The 19,332-nt window shown below is 69.9% G+C and carries 16 protein-coding genes; 12 read left to right on the top strand and 4 right to left on the bottom strand.

Annotated elements, in window-relative coordinates; genetic code table 11:
* Window positions 1-34: 34 nt before the first annotated feature.
* Window positions 35-1,144, bottom strand: coding sequence for a L,D-transpeptidase (locus MKK82_RS03005; protein WP_243984626.1), 1,110 nt, complete (start codon window positions 1,142-1,144; stop codon window positions 35-37).
* A 75-nt stretch (window positions 1,145-1,219) separates the two neighbouring features.
* Entirely contained in the window at window positions 1,220-2,101 is an 882-nt protein-coding gene (locus MKK82_RS03000; protein ID WP_238289119.1) for an extensin family protein, read from the bottom strand.
* Window positions 2,102-2,282: 181 nt separating this feature from the next.
* Between MKK82_RS03000 and MKK82_RS02995 the strand changes: the two genes are divergently transcribed.
* Together MKK82_RS02995 and MKK82_RS02990 are read left to right on the top strand one after the other, a co-directional pair.
* Window positions 2,283-4,352, top strand: a complete 2,070-nt coding sequence (locus tag MKK82_RS02995) for a M3 family metallopeptidase (RefSeq protein WP_243984624.1) — start codon at window positions 2,283-2,285, stop codon at window positions 4,350-4,352.
* 84 nt (window positions 4,353-4,436) lie between these two features.
* Entirely contained in the window at window positions 4,437-5,444 is a 1,008-nt protein-coding gene (locus MKK82_RS02990) for a hypothetical protein (RefSeq protein ID WP_238289122.1), read from the top strand.
* Between the two features lie 28 nt (window positions 5,445-5,472).
* On the opposite strand, the gene MKK82_RS02985 is transcribed toward MKK82_RS02990, so the two are convergent.
* Entirely contained in the window at window positions 5,473-5,691 is a 219-nt protein-coding gene (locus tag MKK82_RS02985) for a hypothetical protein (RefSeq protein WP_238289124.1), read from the bottom strand.
* Between the two features lie 176 nt (window positions 5,692-5,867).
* Window positions 5,868-6,260, bottom strand: coding sequence for a DUF2267 domain-containing protein (locus MKK82_RS02980; RefSeq protein ID WP_238289126.1), 393 nt, complete (start codon window positions 6,258-6,260; stop codon window positions 5,868-5,870).
* A gap of 135 nt (window positions 6,261-6,395) precedes the next feature.
* Here MKK82_RS02980 and MKK82_RS02975 point away from each other — a divergent pair, with 135 nt between their 5' ends.
* The 10 genes from MKK82_RS02975 (at window position 6,396) to MKK82_RS02930 (ending at window position 19,330) form a co-directional block, all read left to right on the top strand.
* On the top strand, window positions 6,396-7,922 hold the full coding sequence (locus MKK82_RS02975; RefSeq protein ID WP_243984622.1) for a helicase HerA-like domain-containing protein: 1,527 nt from the start codon (window positions 6,396-6,398) through the stop codon (window positions 7,920-7,922).
* A gap of 401 nt (window positions 7,923-8,323) precedes the next feature.
* The gene (poxB, locus tag MKK82_RS02970) at window positions 8,324-10,054 is read left to right on the top strand and encodes a ubiquinone-dependent pyruvate dehydrogenase (RefSeq protein ID WP_238289130.1); all 1,731 of its coding nucleotides are present in this window, start codon (window positions 8,324-8,326) and stop codon (window positions 10,052-10,054) included.
* A 65-nt stretch (window positions 10,055-10,119) separates the two neighbouring features.
* Window positions 10,120-10,863, top strand: a complete 744-nt coding sequence (locus MKK82_RS02965; RefSeq protein WP_238289132.1) for a (Fe-S)-binding protein — start codon at window positions 10,120-10,122, stop codon at window positions 10,861-10,863.
* On the top strand, window positions 10,860-12,431 hold the full coding sequence (locus MKK82_RS02960; protein WP_238289134.1) for a lactate utilization protein B: 1,572 nt from the start codon (window positions 10,860-10,862) through the stop codon (window positions 12,429-12,431). The genes MKK82_RS02965 and MKK82_RS02960 overlap by 4 nt, the downstream gene beginning before the upstream one ends.
* Entirely contained in the window at window positions 12,428-13,021 is a 594-nt protein-coding gene (locus tag MKK82_RS02955; protein WP_238289137.1) for a lactate utilization protein C, read from the top strand. Before MKK82_RS02960 ends, MKK82_RS02955 begins: the two co-directional genes overlap by 4 nt.
* 70 nt (window positions 13,022-13,091) lie before the next feature.
* On the top strand, window positions 13,092-13,952 hold the full coding sequence (locus MKK82_RS02950; protein ID WP_238289139.1) for a transglutaminase-like domain-containing protein: 861 nt from the start codon (window positions 13,092-13,094) through the stop codon (window positions 13,950-13,952).
* Between the two features lie 63 nt (window positions 13,953-14,015).
* Window positions 14,016-15,395, top strand: a complete 1,380-nt coding sequence (locus tag MKK82_RS02945) for an ethanolamine ammonia-lyase subunit EutB (RefSeq protein ID WP_243984620.1) — start codon at window positions 14,016-14,018, stop codon at window positions 15,393-15,395.
* A complete protein-coding gene (eutC, locus tag MKK82_RS02940) occupies window positions 15,392-16,195 on the top strand; it encodes an ethanolamine ammonia-lyase subunit EutC (protein ID WP_243984618.1) in 804 nt (267 codons plus the stop codon). Before MKK82_RS02945 ends, eutC begins: the two co-directional genes overlap by 4 nt.
* A 497-nt stretch (window positions 16,196-16,692) precedes the next feature.
* Window positions 16,693-18,423: a dihydroxy-acid dehydratase gene (gene ilvD / locus MKK82_RS02935; RefSeq protein ID WP_238289144.1), complete on the top strand. Its 1,731-nt coding sequence runs from the start codon at window positions 16,693-16,695 to the stop codon at window positions 18,421-18,423.
* Window positions 18,410-19,330 (top strand): tetratricopeptide repeat protein, encoded by a 921-nt coding sequence (locus MKK82_RS02930; RefSeq protein ID WP_243984617.1) that lies wholly within the window; start codon window positions 18,410-18,412, stop codon window positions 19,328-19,330. The genes ilvD and MKK82_RS02930 overlap by 14 nt, the downstream gene beginning before the upstream one ends.
* Window positions 19,331-19,332 lie beyond the last annotated feature (2 nt).

Raw genomic sequence — 19,332 nt, 5'->3', positions numbered from 1 at the left:
CATTTTTGACCGTGTCGCATCCCGACGCGGCCGGTCAGTCGTCCTTGAAGCTGACCTTGGCCCCGCGGGCCACGTGCATCGCGAGGTCGCGCACGTTCCAGTTGGTCAGGCGGATGCAGCCGTGGGACTCGGTCTTCCCCACCTTCTCGGGCTCCGGGGTGCCGTGGATGCCGTAGCTCGGGATGGCGAGATCGATCCAGACGAGACCGACGGGATTGTTCGGCCCCGCCTGAATCGAGAATTTGTGCTGCGCTTTCACGCCCTTGAATGCGTATTTGGGATTGTAGGTGTAGTCCGGGTCGAAGGCGATGCCCTTGACCTTGGTGTCGCCGCTCGGCGCGGGTTTCTCGGAACTCCCGATCGAGGCGGGGTAGTAGCTGATCAGCTTGTCATCGGCGCCGTAGGCACGCACGTCGCGGCTGCCCTTGTCGACCTCGATCCGCTCCACCTTGGGATCCTGCGGAAGCTCCTTGCCCTTGGGCTTGTCCAGGGTCATCGGATCGACCGCGGCCACGGCAATCGTGGTTCCGGCCTTGTCGAGCGGCTTGCCGGGATTGAGCGCGCTGACGAGGTCGCGGCTCATGTGGAACCGCTCGGCCAGCATCTCCCGGGGATTGGTGTAGCTGAGCGCCTTGAGCTCGGCCTGCTCCTCCATCTTGGGCGGGATCCGGTCGACGTAGGGGCCCGAGGCGTCCGCGTCCGTGAGCGTGTAGTCCGTCATGACCGGCTTGTCGCTCGTGGCCTGGAGCTTGTCCCAGACCTCCTGGGTGAGGTCCGTCGTCGCCGGAAGGCCCTGCGCCACCGCGAAGGCCGACAGGGCGTGCTGGTAGTTCTCGCCTTTCCGGCCGTCGATGGCACCGGGATAGAAGCGGGCCCGGTCGAGCAGCACCTGCGCCTTCAGGATCAGCGGATCGGTCTTCGCGGCCCGGTTCTTAGCGTCCCGCGACTTGGACCTGCGCGTCTTCGCATCGGCCTTGCCCGATTGCGGGGGCGTGAAGGTCGCGGCGTTGACGGCGTCCGCCGTCAAGGCCTCGGACTTGGCCGTGTCCCGGGGCGCGGATCTGTCGGGTGCCGCCAGGGCCTGCGCCGAGATGCCGCCCGCCAGGAGCGCCACGCTTGCCAGCCGCCAGGGTGTCGGGTTCATCGACGTCGTCGCCTCCGGGAGCGGTCGCACTCCGGTCGCAAAAGCATCGAGCCGCCCGGAACGTTCCACGTCGGCTCATTCGCAGAGGCGGTGCCCCGCCGTACGCTCGCGCTCGTCGAGGTGGAGGTGATTGGCGTGCGCGGCGTTCGTGCCCGGACCCAGCACCGTGCGGAAGAAACCGCAGGCCTTCGATCGCACCGAACCGAGGAACTGCGCCTCGTCGGACTGCTCCGGGAACACCTTGACCGGCATGCTCGCCCGGCCGCCGAACGCGAAGCCCATGACGTCGATGGCGTTCGCGAAGGCGTGCTCGCTGAGCTTGGCATCGATATCGTGGTTCTGGCCCCGGCACACGTAGGTGCCGCCGAGTTCCAGCCCGGTCAGGGGGTGCTTGAGCACCCGCTCGGCCTCGACCTGAGCCTCGGTGACCCAGCGCGCCAGGGCCTCGGCCGCCCGGCAGGTGAGCGTCGCCCCCTGGGGCAGCGCGATGCCGTCCGCGAGCTTCGTGACCTTCAGGGGGAGGGGCGCGGTGCACTGGCCCTCGGCGATCGGAGACAGCTCTTCGAACTCCGCACCGAGGCGTTTGAGCCGGATCCGGCAGGCGGTGTCGTCGGGGGGCACGACCTTGAGCGCCAGCGCGCCTGGACCGGACAATTCGGCGGGCCGGCCGGGTGGAACCGGGGGCGGCGTCGGCATCTCCGGCTTGCCCTGTTCCACGACGCCGTCCGCCCCCGATCCCTTGCCGGGCGCGGCCGGTGCCGCGGGCGCGGGTTCCGCGACGGCCGGGGGCTTCAGCGCGTCCGGCCGCACGGGCGGCACCGGCGGCGGAACCGGCACGGTGGCGACCGGCGCTTCCGCCGCGCTCGACGTGCGCGACGGCACCGTGCAGCCGAGGGCCAGCGCACCGCAGGCGAGCGCCGTCAACGGACGAAGGTAGGGCAGGCGACATCCCGGCATGGAGCCTCGAAGCGTGGGCGTTGGCCCTAGCTAACGGCCGAGACGCCGTTCGGATCGACGCCGAGCGGTTGACGGACGCGCCGAACCAACCACTGTCTCTCGGATCGCGGCCATCGACGCCTGGGCGTCGGGCCCTCTGCGGACGGCAATGGCCGTCGTACGAACGAATGTCGAGGATCGCATGCCGGATTCAGCAGATGCAGGGCTCCAGAGCCTGCCGCAGGACAATCCCTTCCACGAGGCACAGTGGACGACGCCGTTCGGCCTGCCGCCGTTCGAGCGGATCAGGCCCGCGCATTACGGGCCGGCCTTCGACGCGGCGCTCGCGGCACACGCTGCGGAGATCCGGGCCATCGCGGCCGATCCGGCCCCCGCGACCTTCGACAACACGGTGGCCGCGATGGAGCGGGCCGGCATCGCCCTCGATCGGGTGGCCGGCGTCTTCTACAACCTGACCGGCAGCCACACGAACCCTGACCTGCAGGCGATCGAGCGGGAGATCGGCCCGAAGCTCGCCCGGCACGGCAGCGCCATCTATCTCAACCCGCAACTCTGGGCGCGCATCTCGGCCGTCGAGGCCGAGGGACTGGACCCGGAGCAGCGGCGGGTCCTCGACCGCTACCGCATCCGCTTTCGTCGCTCCGGGGCCGATCTGGGCGCGGACGACAAGGCCCGCATCGCCGAGATCGCCGCGCGGATGTCGGAACTCGGCACCCGCTTCAGCCAGAACCTGCTGGCCGATGAGAGCAGCTTCACGCTGCCGCTCGAATCCGAGGACGACCTCGCCGGCCTGCCGCCGTTCCTGCGCGCCGCCGCGGCCAGCGCCGCGCGGGAGCGCGGGCTCGACGGCCACGTGATCACCCTGTCGCGCTCCCTGATCGAGCCGTTCCTGGTCTTCTCCACCCGCCGCGACCTGCGTGCGCGCGCCTACGCGGCCTGGACGCGCCGCGGCGAGACCGGGGGCGAGACCGACAACCGCGCCGTCAGCGCCGAGATCGTCAGCCTCCGCGCCGAGCGGGCGCGGCTCCTCGGCTACGAGAGCTTCGCGCATTTCGCCCTGGACGACACGATGGCGGCGAGCCCCGAGGCCGCCACCGGATTGCTGCGCGACGTCTGGACGCCGGCCCGCGCGCGCGCGGCCGACGAGCGCGACCGCCTCCAGGCGACGATCCGGGCGGAGGGCCACGACTTCGACCTCCAGGCCCATGACTGGCGGCACTACGCCGAGAAGGTCCGGCGCGCCGAGCACGACCTCGACGAGAGCGAGATCAAGGCGTACCTGCCCTTGGAGCGGATGATCCAGGCGGCCTTCGACACGGCCACGCGGCTGTTCGGGCTGACCTTCGAGGAGCTGTCCGACGTCCCCCGCTACCACCCCGACGTGCGGGTCTGGCGTGTCGCCAATCCGGACGGGTCCGAGATCGGGCTGTTCCTCGGCGACTACTTCGCCCGCGCCTCGAAGCGGTCGGGCGCCTGGATGAGCGCGTTCCGCTCGCAGGAACGCCTGAACGGGCCGATCACCCCGATCATCGTCAACGTGATGAACTTCGCCAAGGCGCCCGCCGGCGAGAGCACGCTGCTGTCGTTCGACGACGCCCGGACCCTCTTCCACGAGTTCGGCCACGCCCTGCACGGCCTCCTGTCGGACGTGACCTACCCGATCCTGTCGGGCACGGCCGTCTCGCGCGACTTCGTGGAATTGCCGTCGCAGCTCTACGAGCACTGGCTCGAGCAGCCGGAGGTCCTGCGCACGCACGCGCGGCACCACCAGACCGGCGCGGCGATGCCCGACGCGCTCCTGCACAAGCTCCTGGCGGCGCGCACCTTCAACCAGGGCTTCGCGACCGTGGAGTACACCGCCTCGGCGATTGTCGACATGACGCTGCATCTGTCCGCCGAGGGTGAGGCCGGCCTCGACGTGCCGGCCTTCGAGGCCGAAGCGCTGCGGCGGATCAGCATGCCGGCCGAGATCAGCATGCGGCACCGGACCCCGCACTTCGCCCACATCTTCTCGGGCGATGGCTACGCGGCCGGCTATTACAGCTATCTCTGGTCCGAGGTGCTCGACGCCGACGCGTTCGACGCCTTCCGCGAGGCCGGCGACATCTTCGATCCGGAGACGGCCAAGCGCCTGCGCACCTTCGTGTACGGCGCCGGGAACCTGCGCGACGCCCGGGAGGCCTACACGGCCTTCCGCGGGCGGATGCCGAGCCTCGCGCCGCTGCTCAAGAAGCGGGGCCTGGCGGCTTGAGCGGCGAACCCGCGGTAAGGGTTTCGTAAACAAACGTCCTTAACGAACGCTTGCAGCGACATCCTGCGTGCGGAGTTCGGGGCGATGACGAAGATCGAAGCCAAGCAGGCCGTATCCGCGGTCGACCTGCTGAAGGCTGCGGTGACCGGTACGACGGATCCGAAGCCCGCGACCGACACCGCGGCGAAGGCCTCGCCGGCCGCGAGGCGCTTCGCGCTCCCGCCGCTTCCGCGTCTCGACCGGCACCGTCTCGCCATCCCGGGCGCGGCCCTGGCAGTCGGCGCCCTGCTGGGCGGCGGCGTCATGGCGCTCACCAGATCGGCGCCGTCCAACGACGCTGTCATGGCCCTCACCACCACGCTCGATGCCGGCCGGACCGAGACCGCCCGCCTCGGCAGCGACATCGCGCAGCTTCATCAGGTCCTCGCCGACCTGAGGGCGTCCACCGACACGGCGCGCAAGGAGGCCGGCACCCGCAGCAGCGCCCTCGGTGAGCGCCTCGCCCAGCTCGACAAGACTCTGAACGCCAAGACCGCCGCCCTCGGCGAGCGCTTCGAGCAGGTCGAGCGCGAACAGAATGCGCGGATCGCCACCCTCGCCGCCCAGCTCGACCGCCGCGCCCCGGCGGCCGCCACGCAAGCCGCCCGCGGGGAGCCCACGCAGACGGGGAGCCTCGCCGACGCGACCCGGAATGCCGAAGCGAAGAGCATCGACGCCAAGGTCTCTGAAGCCAGGGTTCCGGACGCCAAGCTGCAGGAAGCCAGAATCTCCGAGGCCAAGGGCCCCGAGATCAAGGGCCCCGAGACCAAGTCCAGCGAATTCCGGGCGAGCGACGTGAAGATGGCCGACGCCAAGCCGGCCGACGTGCGACCGAAATCCGCCGCAGCGGAGAAGGCGCCGGTGATCGACGGTTGGGCGCTGCGCGACATCTTCGAGGGCGCGGCGATCCTGGAGAACCGGCGGCATCGTCTCGTCGAGGTCGGTCCAGGCGACGTCGTGCCGGGCGTCGGCCGCGTCGAGTCCGTCGAGCGGCGCGGACGTGAGTGGGTGGTGGTGACCCGTCAGGGCCTCGTCACGCCGCAACCCTGGTAGCCGGGCTCTCCAGCGGCGGACGACGCCGTCAGCGGGTCGAGCAGGCCGTCTGCGCGAGCACGTCGGGGGTGAGCGGGAAGCGCGACTCGATCGTCATGGGATCGGCCATCGCGGCTGCGCGCTCGGCGCGACGCCGCCCGTGCCGCAGGGCGCGGGTCTGGGCCGCCCGGGTCGGGTGGAGTATCGACGCCAGGAGCGCCTGCCCCTCGAACGCGCAGTCCAGATTCTTGGAGTCGAAGACGGGCATGGCCGGCCTGCTTGAGTGCGGTCCCGGATACCGCCGAAGGCAGCGTTCCGTACCACATCCTGAATAACGGGCATCGCGTGGACAGGTTCCGCCAAGCTTTCGCCGCGAAACCACTTTTTTACGATTGTCCAGGCGCTGCCCGAATGCGGTGCGCCGGCGCACACCGCAGCGGTGGATCAGACGAACTGGTTGAGCCCCGGGATCGAGCCGATGATCGGGCCCATCGCGTCCTCGCCGACCTTCTCGCGACCGTAGGCGAACAGCTCCTGACCGAGGGGCTGCATCTGGCCCATCGGCACGCCGGCCGACATCAGCTTCTGGCCGAGCGCCATGACGCCGCCGCCGCCCATCATGCCGCCGAGCATGCCCATCAGGCCGCCACCGCCGCCGTCGCCGGCATTCGCGTCGGTGATCAGCGTCTCGGAACCCGGCAGCGCGGCGAGCAGCTGACCGACTTCCGTCGCCGGCCCCTCCTTCTGCAGGAAGGCCAGGATGTGTCCGACTGCGGTCTGTGCCGTCGCGGCATCGAGCCCGGTGCGGGCGGTGACGCGGGCAAGCAATTCTTCCATGGTGATGATCTCTTCGGAACGCTTCGGGACGTCCTTCGACTCTGAGGCGCCGGAAATCAAGCGGCCGGGCGCGTCCCTGGAAAAGTCGGGACGCCTTGTCCATAACGGAACCCTGGCGCCTCGGGGGCAACGGCGATGGGCGACGGTTTGATCCTGGTCGGCAAGAGCGTTCAGCCCGCGGGCCCGGGCAAGCCGGAGGTGCTGGCCCTGCGCCTCGCCAACCGGCACGGGCTGGTTGCCGGTGCCACCGGGACCGGAAAGACCGTTACCCTCCAGGTTCTGGCGGAGGGCTTCTCCAATGCCGGCGTCCCGGTCTTCGCGGCCGACATCAAGGGCGATCTGTCGGGCATCGCGGCTGCGGGGGAAGCCAAGCCCGCCTTCGTCAAGCGTGCCGAGGAACTCGGCCTCACCTACGAGCCGGACCGCTTCCCCACGGTGTTCTGGGATCTGTTCGGCGAGCAGGGCCATCCCATCCGCTGCACGGTGACCGAGATGGGGCCGTTGCTGCTCGGCCGCCTCCTCGAACTCAACGACACGCAGGAGGGCGTGCTCAACATCGCCTTCCGGGTTGCGGACGAGAACCAGTGGCCGGTCATCGACCTGAAGGATCTGCGCGCGCTGCTGACCTTCTGCGCGGAGAACCTGAAGGACATTTCCGGCCGCTACGGCAACGTGTCGTCGGCCTCGGTGGGGGCGATCCAGCGCCAGTTGCTGGTCCTGGAGAACCAGGGTGCCGACGCGTTCTTCGGCGAACCGGCGCTGGACCTCGCCGATTTCATGCGCACTGACCGCGACGGTCGGGGCTTCGTGAACATCCTGGCCGCCGACAAGCTGATGCAGCGGCCGAAGCTCTACGCCTCTTTCCTGCTCTGGATGCTCTCGGAACTGTTCGAGCAGCTGCCGGAGGTCGGGGACCTCGACAAGCCGAAGCTCGTCTTCTTCTTCGACGAGGCGCACCTGCTGTTCAACGACGCGCCGAAGTCCCTCCTCGCGGCGGTGGAACAGGTGGTCCGCCTGATCCGCTCGAAGGGCGTCGGCGTCTACTTCGTGACGCAGAATCCCCTCGACGTGCCCGAGACCGTGCTCGGGCAACTCGGTAACCGCGTCCAGCACGCGCTGCGGGCGTTCACGCCGCGGGATCAGCGCGCCGTCCGTGCCGCGGCCGAGACGTTCCGGAAGAACCCGGCCTTCGACGTGGCCACGGCCATCACCGAGCTGGGGGTCGGAGAGGCGCTGGTGAGCTTCCTGGAGCCGAAGGGCACGCCATCCCTGGTCGAGCGGGCGCTGATCGCGCCGCCGCAGGGACGTGTCGGCCCGCTGACACCGCAGGAACGGGCGGTGCTGATCGCGCAGAGCCCCGTGCGGGGCAAGTACGACACCAGCGTCGACAACGAGAGCGCCTACGAGATGCTCGCCAGACGCAAGAACCTCGACGCGTCGCCGGACGGCGACGCCTCCGTGGGCGGGCTCGGTGGGATGCTCGGCGGTCTGTTCGGAAGCGTGTTCGGGACGCCCGCGAAGGCCAAGGGCGGCCGGCGTCCGCCGCAGAGCCTCGCCGAGCAGGTGGTCGGCAACGCGCCCCGGTCCATGGCCCGCAGCGTCGGGCGGGAGGTCGGCAACGCCATCCTGCGCAACGTGCTCGGCGGCCTGACCAAGCGCTAGGACGCGCCTCGGCCGCACGGTCTCGGCGGGGCGCCGGCGCCGCGGCCGTCAGAGGGACGGCTTGGCCCCGGGTCGGGGTCTCGCTCGGAGGCGGAAACCGATCCGCTCCTTGAACGACCTGCGACGGCCCGCGGAGCGGGCCGGAAGAGTGATCCGCCCTGCGTGGCGCCGCCCGCCGGCCATCGCCTCAGTGCGTCCGAAGCCGGGTCGCGCCGCGCAGCTTGCCGAACCGGCGCCGCTGCCCGCGCGCCGACCCGGCGGAACATCCCCCCGCGTCTTCAGTTCGGCCCCGGGAGCGGCGGTCCGGCATCGCCATCGCGGTCCGGTCTCCGGCGGCACGGGGTGACATCCGTGATCCCGGTGCCACATCCCTGCATCATGCCCGAACGCGGAGCCGGACCATGCGCATCAGCAACGTCGCCGACGTCGTCGCCGAAACCCTTCAGGAGGCCGGTGTCTCCCGCGTCTACGGCGTCGTCGGGGACAGCCTGAACGGCATCACCGAGGCGCTGCGGGCCCGCGGACGGATCAGCTGGGTCCATACGCGTCACGAGGAAGCCGCGGCCTTCGCGGCGGCCGGCGAGGCGCAGGTCACCGGGCAGCTCGCCGTCTGCGCCGGTTCCTGTGGTCCGGGCAACCTGCACCTGATCAACGGCCTCTACGACGCGCATCGCAGCCGCAGCCCGGTCCTGGCGATCGCCGCCCATATCCCGTCGGCGGAGATCGGCTCCGGCTACTTCCAGGAGACGAAGCCCACCGAGCTGTTCCGCGATTGCAGCCATTACTGCGAGATGGTCTCGGACCCGGCGCAGATGCCCTTCGTGCTGGAGAATGCGATCCGCGCCGCCGTGGGGGAAGGGGGCGTCGCGGTCATCGTCATCCCGGGCGACGTCGCGCTCCGCGAGGCGCCCAAGCGCTCCCTGGCGCCCCGCGCCGGGTTGATCCCGGCCAAGCCGGTGGTCCGGCCCGCGGATCCGGAACTCGACGCCCTGGCTGCCATGCTCAACGCCGGGAAGCGGATCACCCTGCTCTGCGGCCGTGGCTGCGCGGGCGCCCATTCCGAGCTGCTTCAGGTCGCCGAGGCGCTGAAGAGCCCGATCGTGCACGCGCTGGGCGGCAAGGAGTTCGTCGAGTTCGACAACCCCTACGACGTCGGCATGACCGGCCTGATCGGTTTCCCGTCGGGCTACGCGGCCATGATGGCCTGCGACACCCTGCTGATGCTCGGCACCGGCTTCCCCTACAAGCAGTTCTATCCGCAGGACGCCACGGTCGCACAGGTCGATCTGCGCCCGTCCGAGCTGGGCCGGCGCTGTCGGATCGATCTCGGCCTCGTGGGCGATGTCGGCGCCACGCTCCGGGCGCTGCTGCCGCGGCTCAAGCCGAAGGCCGAACGCGCCTTCCTGGATGCCAGCCTGAAGCACTACGCCAAGGCCCGCGCCGGCCTGGACGAGCTGGCGACCGGCAAGCCGGGTGGTCCGCTGCACCCGCAATACCTCGCCCGCACCATCAGCGAGGCGGCGGCGGACGATGCCGTGTTCACCGCGGATGTCGGCACGCCGACGATCTGGGCGGCGCGCTACCTCGCGATGAACGGCCGGCGGCGACTCCTCGGCTCGTGGGTGCACGGATCGATGGCCAATGCCCTCTCGCAGGGCATCGGCGCGCAGGCGTCCCAGCGCGACCGGCAGGTGATCGCGCTTTGCGGCGATGGCGGCTTCGCCATGCTCATGGGCGACTTCCTGACCCTGCGCCAGCACCGCCTGCCCCTCAAGGTGGTGGTGTTCAACAACGGCACGCTCGGCTTCGTCGAGCTGGAGATGAAGGCGGCCGGGTACCTTGAGACCGGGGTCGCCCTCGACAACCCGGACTTCGCCGCCCTGTCGCGCGCCGCCGGGATCTTCGCCCTGCGGGTCGAGGATCCGGCCGACCTGCCGGGCGCCATGCGCGAGTTCCTGGACTTCGACGGCCCCTCGCTCCTCGACGTCCGCACGGCCCGCAACGAGCTGTCGATGCCGCCCAAGATCGACGGGCAGCAGATGAAGGGGTTCAGCCTCTACGTGCTGCGGGCGGTGATGGATGGACGCGGTGACGCGGTCCTCGACCTCGCCAAGACCAACCTCATCCGGTAGACCCGTCCGATCAGTCTCGAACCGTTCCAGACCAGCGGAATGGCAATCCAGGGAGATGCCGGACCATGCGGGTCGGCCTGTTCGTGCCGTGCTACGTCGATGCCTTCGAACCCGAGGTCGGGATCGCCACCCTCGAGCTGCTGGAGCGGCTCGGCTGCACGGTGGAGTATCCTTTCGACCAGACCTGCTGCGGGCAGCCGATGACCAATACCGGCTGCCACGCCGAGGCGGCGGCCACGGAGGCGCTGTTCGTCAAGAACTTCTCCGGGTTCGACTACGTGGTCGCGCCCTCGGGATCCTGCGTGCATCAGGTGCGCGAGCACCTGACCGCGATCCCGCAGACCGAGGCGGTGCGGCATGTCCGCGCCAGCACCTACGAGCTGGTGGAGTTCCTGCACGACGTGCTGAAGGTCGAGGCGCTGCCCTGGGCGAACTTCCCCCATAAGGTCGCCTATCACGGCAACTGCAATGCCCTGCGCGGCATCCACCATGCGCGCCCGTCGGAGCTGGTGAAGCCGTACTTCTCCAAGCCGCTCGACCTGCTGCGCCTCGTGAACGGCGTCGAGCTGGTCGATCTCGCCCGGCCGGACGAGTGCTGCGGCTTCGGCGGCACCTTCTCGGTGTTCGAGCCGGCGGTCTCGGCCAAGATGGGCTACGACAAGGTGGCCGATCAGAACCGGGCCGGTGCCCAGTACGTCGTGTCGGCGGATTCCTCGTGCCTGATGCACCAGAAGGGTTGCGCCGAGCGCCTGGGCTTGCCGCTCAAGTACATCCACATCGCGCAGGTGCTGAACGGAGCCGCCGCATGAGCGTCGAGGATCTGAACCCGCGCGAGCGCGAGGGCGTCATCCACCCGGAAGTGCGGGCCCGCGACGACGAGAGCGAGCGTTCGCAGGACGGCGGCCGCCTCCAGCACGCCGAGGCCGCCTCGAAGCCGATCCGCGCGCCGAAGGTCCGCGAGCCCCAACCGCGGGGCGCCAAGATCCGCGGCGACCGGCCGATCGATCAGGCCGAGGCGGCCGAGCGCTTCCTCGCCGCGCCGCTGCATCAGGCCGCCCACGACGAGCGCCTCTGGGATCTGCGCAAGAAGCGCGACGTCTCCGCGCACGGCATCCCCGAATGGGAGGCGCTGCGGGACCTCGCGTCGCAGATCAAGACCCACACGCTCAGCCATCTCGACCGCTATCTCGAGCAGTTCGAGGCGGCCGCGAAGGCGAACGGCGTCCAGGTCCACTGGGCCCGGGACGGCGCCGACCACAACCGCATCGTCCTGGAAATCCTGCGCAGCCGCGGCGCCAGGACCCTGGTCAAGTCCAAGTCGATGCTCACAGAGGAGTGCGGCTTCCGCCACCACATGGCGGCCAACGGCATCGAGGTCATCGAGACCGATCTCGGCGAGCGCATCCAGCAGCTCGACAACGAGGAGCCGAGCCACGTCGTGGCTCCGGCGGTCCACAAGACCCGGATGGACGTGGCCGAGGTCTTCGCCAAGACGTTGGGCACCGATCCGGACAACGACGACGCCCACTACCTCGCCGAGAGCCAGCGCGAGACGACGCGGCCCTACATCCTGAAGGCCGATGCCGGCATGACCGGGTGCAACTTCGCCATCGCGGAGACCGGTTCGGTCGTCACCTGCACCAACGAGGGCAACGCCGACCTCTCCGGCAACGTGCCGCCGCTGCAGATCCACTCGATCGGCATCGAGAAGATCATCCCGAAGGTCGAGCATCTCGGCGTCTTCATCCGCCTGCTGTCGCGCTCGGCGCTGGGTTCGCCGATCACGCAGTACACATCGCATTTCCGCGGTCCCCGCGCGGGGACCGAGATGCACATGGTGCTGGTCGATAACGGCCGCTCGGAGCGGCTCGGCATGGAGGAGTTCTGGACCTCCCTGAAGTGCATCCGCTGCGGCGCCTGCATGAACACGTGCCCGGTCTACCGGCGCTCCGGCGGCCTCTCGTACGGGGCGACCTATTCCGGGCCGATCGGCCTGATCATCGACCCGACCTTCAACAAGCGGAAATATTCAACGCTGCCGTTCTCCTCGACGATGAACGGCTCCTGCACCAACGTCTGCCCGGTGAAGATCAACATTCACGAGCAGATCTTCGCGTGGCGCAAGGTGCTGGTGGAGGAGCACCAGATCCCCGCCCTCAAGCAGGGCATGATGAAGGCCGCGGGCGCGGTGCTGTCCCGGCCGGCGGCCTACCGGGCGGCGATTGGCGCCGCGGACTCCGCCCTCAAGGTTCTGCCGCGCTTCGCGGTCTACAATCCGCTGAACACCTGGGGGAAGAAGCGCGAGATGCCGGACGCGCCGCGCCAGACCTTCCACGCGTGGTACAAGCAGAACCGGATGAAGGACACGGCCCGATGAGCGCCCGCGACGCGATCCTGGCCGACATCCGCCGGAACCGCCCGGCGGGCGACTTCCCCCTCCCGGAGGTGCCGCTGTTCGCCCCGCTGGTCGGCGACGACCTCGTGGTCGAGTTCGGCGACCGGCTGAAGCGCATGGGTGGCCGGGTGGCCGAGCCCGGCACCGATGACGTCTTCGCGGGCGTGCGCGAGCGGCTCGATGCGGCGACGGTCATCGCGTCCGCGGTCCCGGAACTCGCCGGCAATCGCGACCTCCGGGCGGTGCGCTCTCCACAGGAGGTCGAGGACGTCGATGTGGCGGTGGTCCGGGCGGTGTTCGGCATCGCCGAGACGGGCTCGGTCCTGTTCACGGAAGATCAGCTGATCGTGAACGCGGTGGCCTATCTCGCGCAGCACCTCGTTGTGTTGCTCGACCCGGCCGACATACTGCCGAACGTGCAGGCGGCCTACCGGCGTCCGGAATTCGGTCGCTCCGCCTACGCCGTGCTGCATACCGGCCCGTCCGCCACCGCCGACATCGAGGGCGTGCTGATCCACGGCGCCCAGGGCGTCCGCTCGCTGACGGTGCTGATGCTGCCGCGAGCGGCCTGAGCCGGAACCGACGATCGGGCGCATCCCTTGCTTGGACGATGGCGAAGCCGTCGTCCGGCAAGGAGATCCGATGCGCTACATCCTGGGTTGCAGCCTGTCCTACAACATCCTGTCGGACACCACCTTCATCTTCAATCTGGAGGTGGCGAAGCTGAAGAGCGTCGAGATCCTGAGCGAGAGCTTGGTCCTGACACCGAACCTGAAGCGCGACCTGTACACGACGCCCGACCTTCAGAACCGCTATCTCGCGGTCAATGTGCCGACCGGCCAGTTCGCGCTGGAGTACAATGCCGAGGTCAATCTCACGGTCCACCGCGCCGACCCCGAAACCATCAACGAGACGCCGATCGGGCAACTGCCCCTCGATATCCTGCCGTTCCTCCTGCCGAGCCGGTTCGTCTCCTCGGACCGGCTCACGCCGTTCGCGCTGGCGGAGTTCGGGGCGCTGCCCAAGGGCTACGCCCGGGTGAACCAGATCTGCAACTGGATCCACGACCATATCGCCTATCAGCCCGGGACCAGCGACGGTGAGACGACGGCGGACGAATCCCTGCTCAAGCGGGCGGGCGTCTGCCGCGACTTCGCGCATATCGGCGCCGCCTTCTGCCGGGCGCTCGGCATCCCGGCCCGGTTCGTGAGCTGCTACGCCCACGGCCTCGTGCCCAGCGACTTCCACGCGGTCTTCGAGGCCTATCTCGACGGCCGCTGGTGGCTGTTCGACGCCACCCGGCAGGCCGACCTCGACGGTCTGGTGCGCATCGGCGTCGGGCGCGATGCCGCCGAGATCGCCTTCTCGACGCCGTTCGGCAACATGCAGCCGGTCAACCAGCAGGTGCGGATCCAGCGGGCGGACGGGCAGGGCAGCCCGATGCCCCGCACGGTGGACGCGATCTCCACGGAGATCCCGGCGCCGCATGCGGGGGCGGCCTGAGCGGACATCCGCATCGGATCGCCCTATCCTGTGATCGGGTGATCCTGTCCCCGGGGAGTCCGCATGGCCTACCGTCACGTCGTCGGCCCACGTACCCACGCCTTCGCCGACCTCGCCACGCTGATGGCGAAGGCGACGCCGGTCCGGTCCGGCGACCGGCTCGCCGGCATCGCGGCCGGATCCGCGGAGGAGAACGCGGCGGCCCGCTGGTGCCTCGCCGAGGTGCCCCTCGCCGAGATCCTGGCGCGGCCCCTGATCCCCTACGAGGCCGACGACGTCACCCGCCTCATCCTGGACATCCACGACGCAGCCGCCTTCGCGGAGATCAGCCACCTGACGGTCGGCGATTTCCGCGAGTTCCTGCTTACCGCCGCGCCCGAGACGCTGGCGCGGATCGCACCCGGCATCACCCCCGAGATCGCCGCCGCGGTCTCCAAGATCATGCGCAATCAGGACCTGATCTCGGTGGCGCGGAAGTGCCGGGTGGTGACCCGCTTCCGCAACACGATCGGCTTGCCGGGCACCCTGGCCGTGCGGCTGCAGCCGAACCACCCGACCGACGATGCGCAAGGCATCACGGCGGCGATCCTCGACGGGCTCGCGTATGGCTGCGGCGACGCGGTCATCGGCATCAACCCGGCATCGGATTCCGTCCAGGCGATCGGCGACCTCCTGCAACTCCTCGACGCGGTGATCCAGCGCCACGCGATCCCCACGCAGGCCTGCGTGCTCACCCACGTCACGACCACGCTCGCCGCCATGGAGCGGGGCCTGCCGGTGGATCTCGTCTTCCAGTCGATCGCCGGCACCGAGAAGGCCAATGCCAGTTTCGGGGTAACACTCTCGATGTTGAAGGAAGCCCATGCGGCGGCATCGGCGCTCAAGCGCGGCACGATTGGCGACAACTGCATGTACTTCGAGACCGGCCAGGGCTCGGCGCTGTCGGCGGATGCGCATCACGGCATCGACCAGCAGACCCTGGAGGCACGGGCCTACGCGGTGGCCCGCCCCTTCCGACCGCTGCTGGTGAACACGGTCGTGGGCTTCATCGGCCCCGAATACCTCTATGACGGCAAGGAGATCATCCGGGCCGGACTGGAAGACCATTTCTGCGGCAAGCTGATGGGCGTCCCCCTGGGCGTCGATGTCTGCTACACCAATCACGCCGAGGCCGATCAGGACGACATGGACACCCTGCTGACGCTGCTCGGCGCGGCCGGCTGCACCTACATCATGGGCGTACCGGGGGCCGATGACGTGATGCTGAACTATCAATCCACGTCGTTCCACGATTCGCTCTACCTGCGCGAGGTGCTCGGCCTCAGGCGCGCCCCGGAATTCGAGGCGTGGCTGCACGGGCTCGGGCTCACGGACGGCGCGGGAGCCCTGATCCAGGGCGCGGAGACGCCCCTCCTGTCCTCGGCGCCCGGTCTCGCCGCATGACAGACGGCGTGGGCGACAACCGCGCGATCTGGGCACGTCTCGCCGGACTGACACCGGCCCGGATCGGGCTCGGCCGCGCGGGCAGCGGGCTGCCCACCCGCGCGGTGCTGCGCTTCGGCCTCGATCACGCCCAGGCCCGCGACGCCGTGCACGCGCCGCTCGAGGCCGCGGCCCTCGCGGGCAGGATCGCGGATCTCGGTTTCCCCACGCTGACGGTCGCCTCGCAGGCGCCCGACCGGGCGACCTACCTGCGCAGGCCCGATCTCGGACGCCGGCTCGCGGCGGAGGATCGTGTCGCGCTCCAGGGTGAGGCCGACGGCGCCGATCTCGCCGTAGTGGTCGCGGACGGTCTGTCGGCCCGGGCGGTGCACGAGAACGCCGCGCCGGTCCTGGCGGCAATCGGGACCCATGCCGGGAAGGCGGGGTGGACGCTGGCGCCCGTCGTCATCGCCCGGCAGGCGCGGGTGGCCCTCGGGGACGATATCGGACAGGCGCTCGGCGTGCGCGCCGTCGCCGTCCTGATCGGCGAGCGACCCGGCCTGTCGTCACCCGACAGCCTGGGCATCTACCTCACCGTCGGCCCACGGCCGGGTCGCTCGGACGCCGAGCGCAACTGCATCTCGAACGTGCGGAGCGCCGGCCTCGCGCCCGATCTCGCGGCATTTAAGCTCGCTTGGCTGCTGGCGCGCGCGCTCTCCCTCGGTCTCACCGGCGTGACACTCAAGGACGAGAGCGACCGCGCCCTGGCGGCCCGGGGACCTGCGCGCCCGCTTCCCGACGCGGACGGAACGTCGGACTGAGTTCGGAGCGGGGCCGGCGTCGCTGGAGCCGGCCCGGACATGCTCCGGCGCGAGCCCCGTCCCGACATTTGCCTCAGGCTGCGGACCCGCGCACTGATCGGGGCGGCACGATCCCGGACCGGCCGCCATGGACGCCCGGCACCGGCTCCGGCCGAACGCGAACGCCGTGCCGCGGCCACCATGCGGTCTGTCCCAGCGTGATTGACCTTGGCCATTTCTGATCTCGCGAAATGGCCCCAAGCGTGGCTGTGGCGGGGTCGCAACACCGTAAAACGATCCCGGCTCCGCCCCGAGACCTGCCCGTAAACGCCGCGATCCCGCCATAGTCCGGGCCCACCTCAAGATCCGCGGTAAACGGCAATTTCGACAACGCTTTACCGTTCGGAAAAGAGGACTTCCCGAGCAGGCGGACGACCCATCCGGCGCATCGCGAACGGCGAGGCGCCACGGTCCTGCGCACCTTCGGGATTGGCTGTGCGAAGGCTTGGTCTGAAGTCATGGTGACGCGTTTGAACGACAAGTCGAAGCTGCCGAGCCGCCACGTCACGGAGGGGCCCGACCGCGCCCCGCACCGCTCCTACCTCTACGCCATGGGCCTGACCCGTGAGCAGATCCACCAGCCGCTCGTCGGCGTCGCCTCCTGCTGGAACGAGGCCGCGCCCTGCAACATCTCGCTGATGCGCCAGGCACAGGCGGTGAAGAAGGGGGTCGCCGCCGCCAACGGCACGCCGCGCGAGTTCTGCACCATCACGGTGACCGACGGCATCGCCATGGGCCATGGCGGCATGCGCGCCTCGCTGCCGTCCCGCGAAGTCATCGCGGATTCGGTCGAGCTGACCATGCGCGGCCACGCCTACGACGCCCTGGTGGGCCTCGCCGGATGCGACAAGTCGCTGCCGGGCATGATGATGGCGATGGTCCGGCTCAATGTGCCGTCGATCTTCATCTACGGCGGCTCGATCCTGCCGGGCTCGTTCCGCGGCAAGCCCGTGACCGTGCAGGATTTGTTCGAGGCGGTCGGCAAGGTCGCGGTCGGCGACATGAGCCTGGAGGATTTGGACGAGCTGGAGCAGGTCGCCTGCCCGTCGGCCGGCGCCTGCGGCGCGCAATTCACCGCCAACACCATGGCGACCGTCTCCGAGGCCATCGGCCTCGCGCTGCCCTACTCGGCCGGTGCCCCGGCGCCCTACGAGATCCGCGACAAGTTCTGCGCCACCGCCGGCGAGAAGGTGATGGAGCTGCTCGCCAAGCAGATCCGCCCGCGCGACATCGTCACCCGCAAGGCGCTGGAGAACGCCGCCACCGTGGTCGCCGCCTCCGGCGGCTCGACCAACGCGGCCCTGCACCTGCCGGCCATCGCCCACGAGTGCGGCATCGAGTTCACGCTGTTCGACGTCGCCGAGATCTTCCGGCGCACGCCCTACATCGCCGACCTGAAGCCCGGTGGCCGCTACGTCGCGAAGGACATGTTCGAGGTCGGCGGCATCCCACTGCTGATGAAGACGCTGCTCGATCACGGCTTCATGCACGGCGACTGCCTGACGGTCACCGGCCGCACCATCGCGGAGAACATGGACCGCGTGACCTGGAATCCCGACCAGGACGTCGTCTACCCCGCCAACAAGCCGATCACGGCGACCGGGGGCGTCGTCGGCCTGAAGGGCAACCTCGCGCCCGAGGGCGCGATCGTGAAGGTCGCCGGCATGGCCGCCGAGAAGCAGGTCTTCACCGGCCCGGCCCGCGTGTTCGACGGCGAGGAGGCCTGTTTCGAGGCCGTGCAGGCGCGCACCTACAAGGAAGGCGAGGTTCTGGTCATCCGCTACGAGGGGCCGCGCGGCGGTCCGGGGATGCGCGAGATGCTGTCCACCACTGCGGCCCTCTACGGTCAGGGCATGGGCGACAAGGTCGCGCTGATCACGGACGGGCGCTTCTCCGGCGCCACCCGCGGGTTCTGCGTGGGCCATGTCGGGCCGGAGGCTGCCGTCGGCGGTCCGATCGGCCTGATCCGCGACGGCGACATGATCACCCTCGATGCGATCCAGGGCACGCTCGACGTCGCTCTCTCGGACGAGGAACTCGCCGAACGTCGGAAAGCCTGGACGCCGCGGACCAACGCCGCGACCTCCGGCTATCTCTGGAAATACGCGCAGGGCGTCGGGCCGGCCTTGTACGGCGCCGTCACCCATCCGGGAGGGGCCAAGGAGACGCAGAGCTATGCGGACGTCTAGGACTGACCTCAGCCGGCGTCAGGCGCCGGCCGGGGTCGATCCCGGTCGGATCCGACTCAGGCGCGCGGGCAGGATCGCCGCCGGGGCCTGGGCATTGGCCCTGCTCGTCGTGCCGACGGCCGCGCCCCGGGCCCTCGATGCCAGCATCCGCACGCCGGTCCAGGTCCCGGCTCAGGTGCCCGTGGCCGACAAGGGCTACCGGTCGGCCAAGGACGCGCTCCGGGCGGGCGTGCGCGAGTACAATGCCGGCGACAAGCAGGGCGCCGCACGGGCGCTGGAATACGCCGCGGGCCAGGGTCATGCCCTGGCGCTGTGGAAGCTCGGCCGGATGTACGCCGAGGGCGACGGCGTGCCCCACGACGACCTGAAGGCGTTCGAGTTCTTCTCCCGGATCGCCGACGCCAGCACCGATGACGGCCCCGATCCGCAGAATTCCGCGGTCCTCGGCAGCGCCTTCACGGCGCTCGGCACCTACTTCCTGGAGGGGATCAAGGGCAGCTACGTGCGCCCTAACCCCGAGCGCGCCTACGACATGTTCAACTACGCGGCGTCGTATTACGGCGACCCCAACGCGCAGTACAATCTGGCCCGGCTCTACCTCGACGGCACCGGCGTCGAGTCCGATCCGCGGCAGGCGGCGCGCTGGTTCAACCTTGCGGCCGAGAAGGGGCATCACCCCGCGCAGGCGCTGCTCGGCGACATGCTGGTCAACGGCCTCGGCGGGATCCCCATCCAGCGCGTGAAGGGCCTGATGTGGCTGTCGCTGGCCCGCGAGGGCGCGGAGAGCCGCAAGGACGATTGGATCGTCGGGCTCTACGACAAGAACTGGGCGGCCGCCAACGACGACGACCGCGCCGAGGCGCAGACGCAGCTGCAGACCGTGGGTTCGATCAAGCGGCGGCGCTGACC

This window comes from Methylobacterium sp. E-046, from assembly GCF_022829625.1.
In the GTDB taxonomy this organism is placed as follows: domain Bacteria; phylum Pseudomonadota; class Alphaproteobacteria; order Rhizobiales; family Beijerinckiaceae; genus Methylobacterium; species Methylobacterium longum.
Note: the sequence above shows the minus strand (reverse complement) of the source record. Positions and strands in the feature narration are given on the sequence as shown.

Excerpts from the sequence above, each read along its gene's own strand:
- MKK82_RS02930 (WP_243984617.1), top strand. The coding sequence starts at position 18,410 with ATGCGGACGTCTAGGACTGACCTCAGCCGGCGTCAGGCGCCGGCCGGG.
- MKK82_RS02975 (WP_243984622.1), top strand. The coding sequence starts at position 6,396 with ATGGGCGACGGTTTGATCCTGGTCGGCAAGAGCGTTCAGCCCGCGGGC.
- poxB (WP_238289130.1), top strand. The coding sequence starts at position 8,324 with ATGCGCATCAGCAACGTCGCCGACGTCGTCGCCGAAACCCTTCAGGAG.
- ilvD (WP_238289144.1), top strand. The coding sequence starts at position 16,693 with ATGGTGACGCGTTTGAACGACAAGTCGAAGCTGCCGAGCCGCCACGTC.
- MKK82_RS02965 (WP_238289132.1), top strand. The coding sequence starts at position 10,120 with ATGCGGGTCGGCCTGTTCGTGCCGTGCTACGTCGATGCCTTCGAACCC.
- MKK82_RS03000 (WP_238289119.1), bottom strand. The coding sequence starts at position 2,101 with ATGCCGGGATGTCGCCTGCCCTACCTTCGTCCGTTGACGGCGCTCGCC.
- MKK82_RS03005 (WP_243984626.1), bottom strand. The coding sequence starts at position 1,144 with ATGAACCCGACACCCTGGCGGCTGGCAAGCGTGGCGCTCCTGGCGGGC.
- MKK82_RS02945 (WP_243984620.1), top strand. The coding sequence starts at position 14,016 with ATGGCCTACCGTCACGTCGTCGGCCCACGTACCCACGCCTTCGCCGAC.
- eutC (WP_243984618.1), top strand. The coding sequence starts at position 15,392 with ATGACAGACGGCGTGGGCGACAACCGCGCGATCTGGGCACGTCTCGCC.
- MKK82_RS02990 (WP_238289122.1), top strand. The coding sequence starts at position 4,437 with ATGACGAAGATCGAAGCCAAGCAGGCCGTATCCGCGGTCGACCTGCTG.
- MKK82_RS02960 (WP_238289134.1), top strand. The coding sequence starts at position 10,860 with ATGAGCGTCGAGGATCTGAACCCGCGCGAGCGCGAGGGCGTCATCCAC.
- MKK82_RS02980 (WP_238289126.1), bottom strand. The coding sequence starts at position 6,260 with ATGGAAGAATTGCTTGCCCGCGTCACCGCCCGCACCGGGCTCGATGCC.
- MKK82_RS02985 (WP_238289124.1), bottom strand. The coding sequence starts at position 5,691 with ATGCCCGTCTTCGACTCCAAGAATCTGGACTGCGCGTTCGAGGGGCAG.
- MKK82_RS02950 (WP_238289139.1), top strand. The coding sequence starts at position 13,092 with ATGCGCTACATCCTGGGTTGCAGCCTGTCCTACAACATCCTGTCGGAC.
- MKK82_RS02995 (WP_243984624.1), top strand. The coding sequence starts at position 2,283 with ATGCCGGATTCAGCAGATGCAGGGCTCCAGAGCCTGCCGCAGGACAAT.
- MKK82_RS02955 (WP_238289137.1), top strand. The coding sequence starts at position 12,428 with ATGAGCGCCCGCGACGCGATCCTGGCCGACATCCGCCGGAACCGCCCG.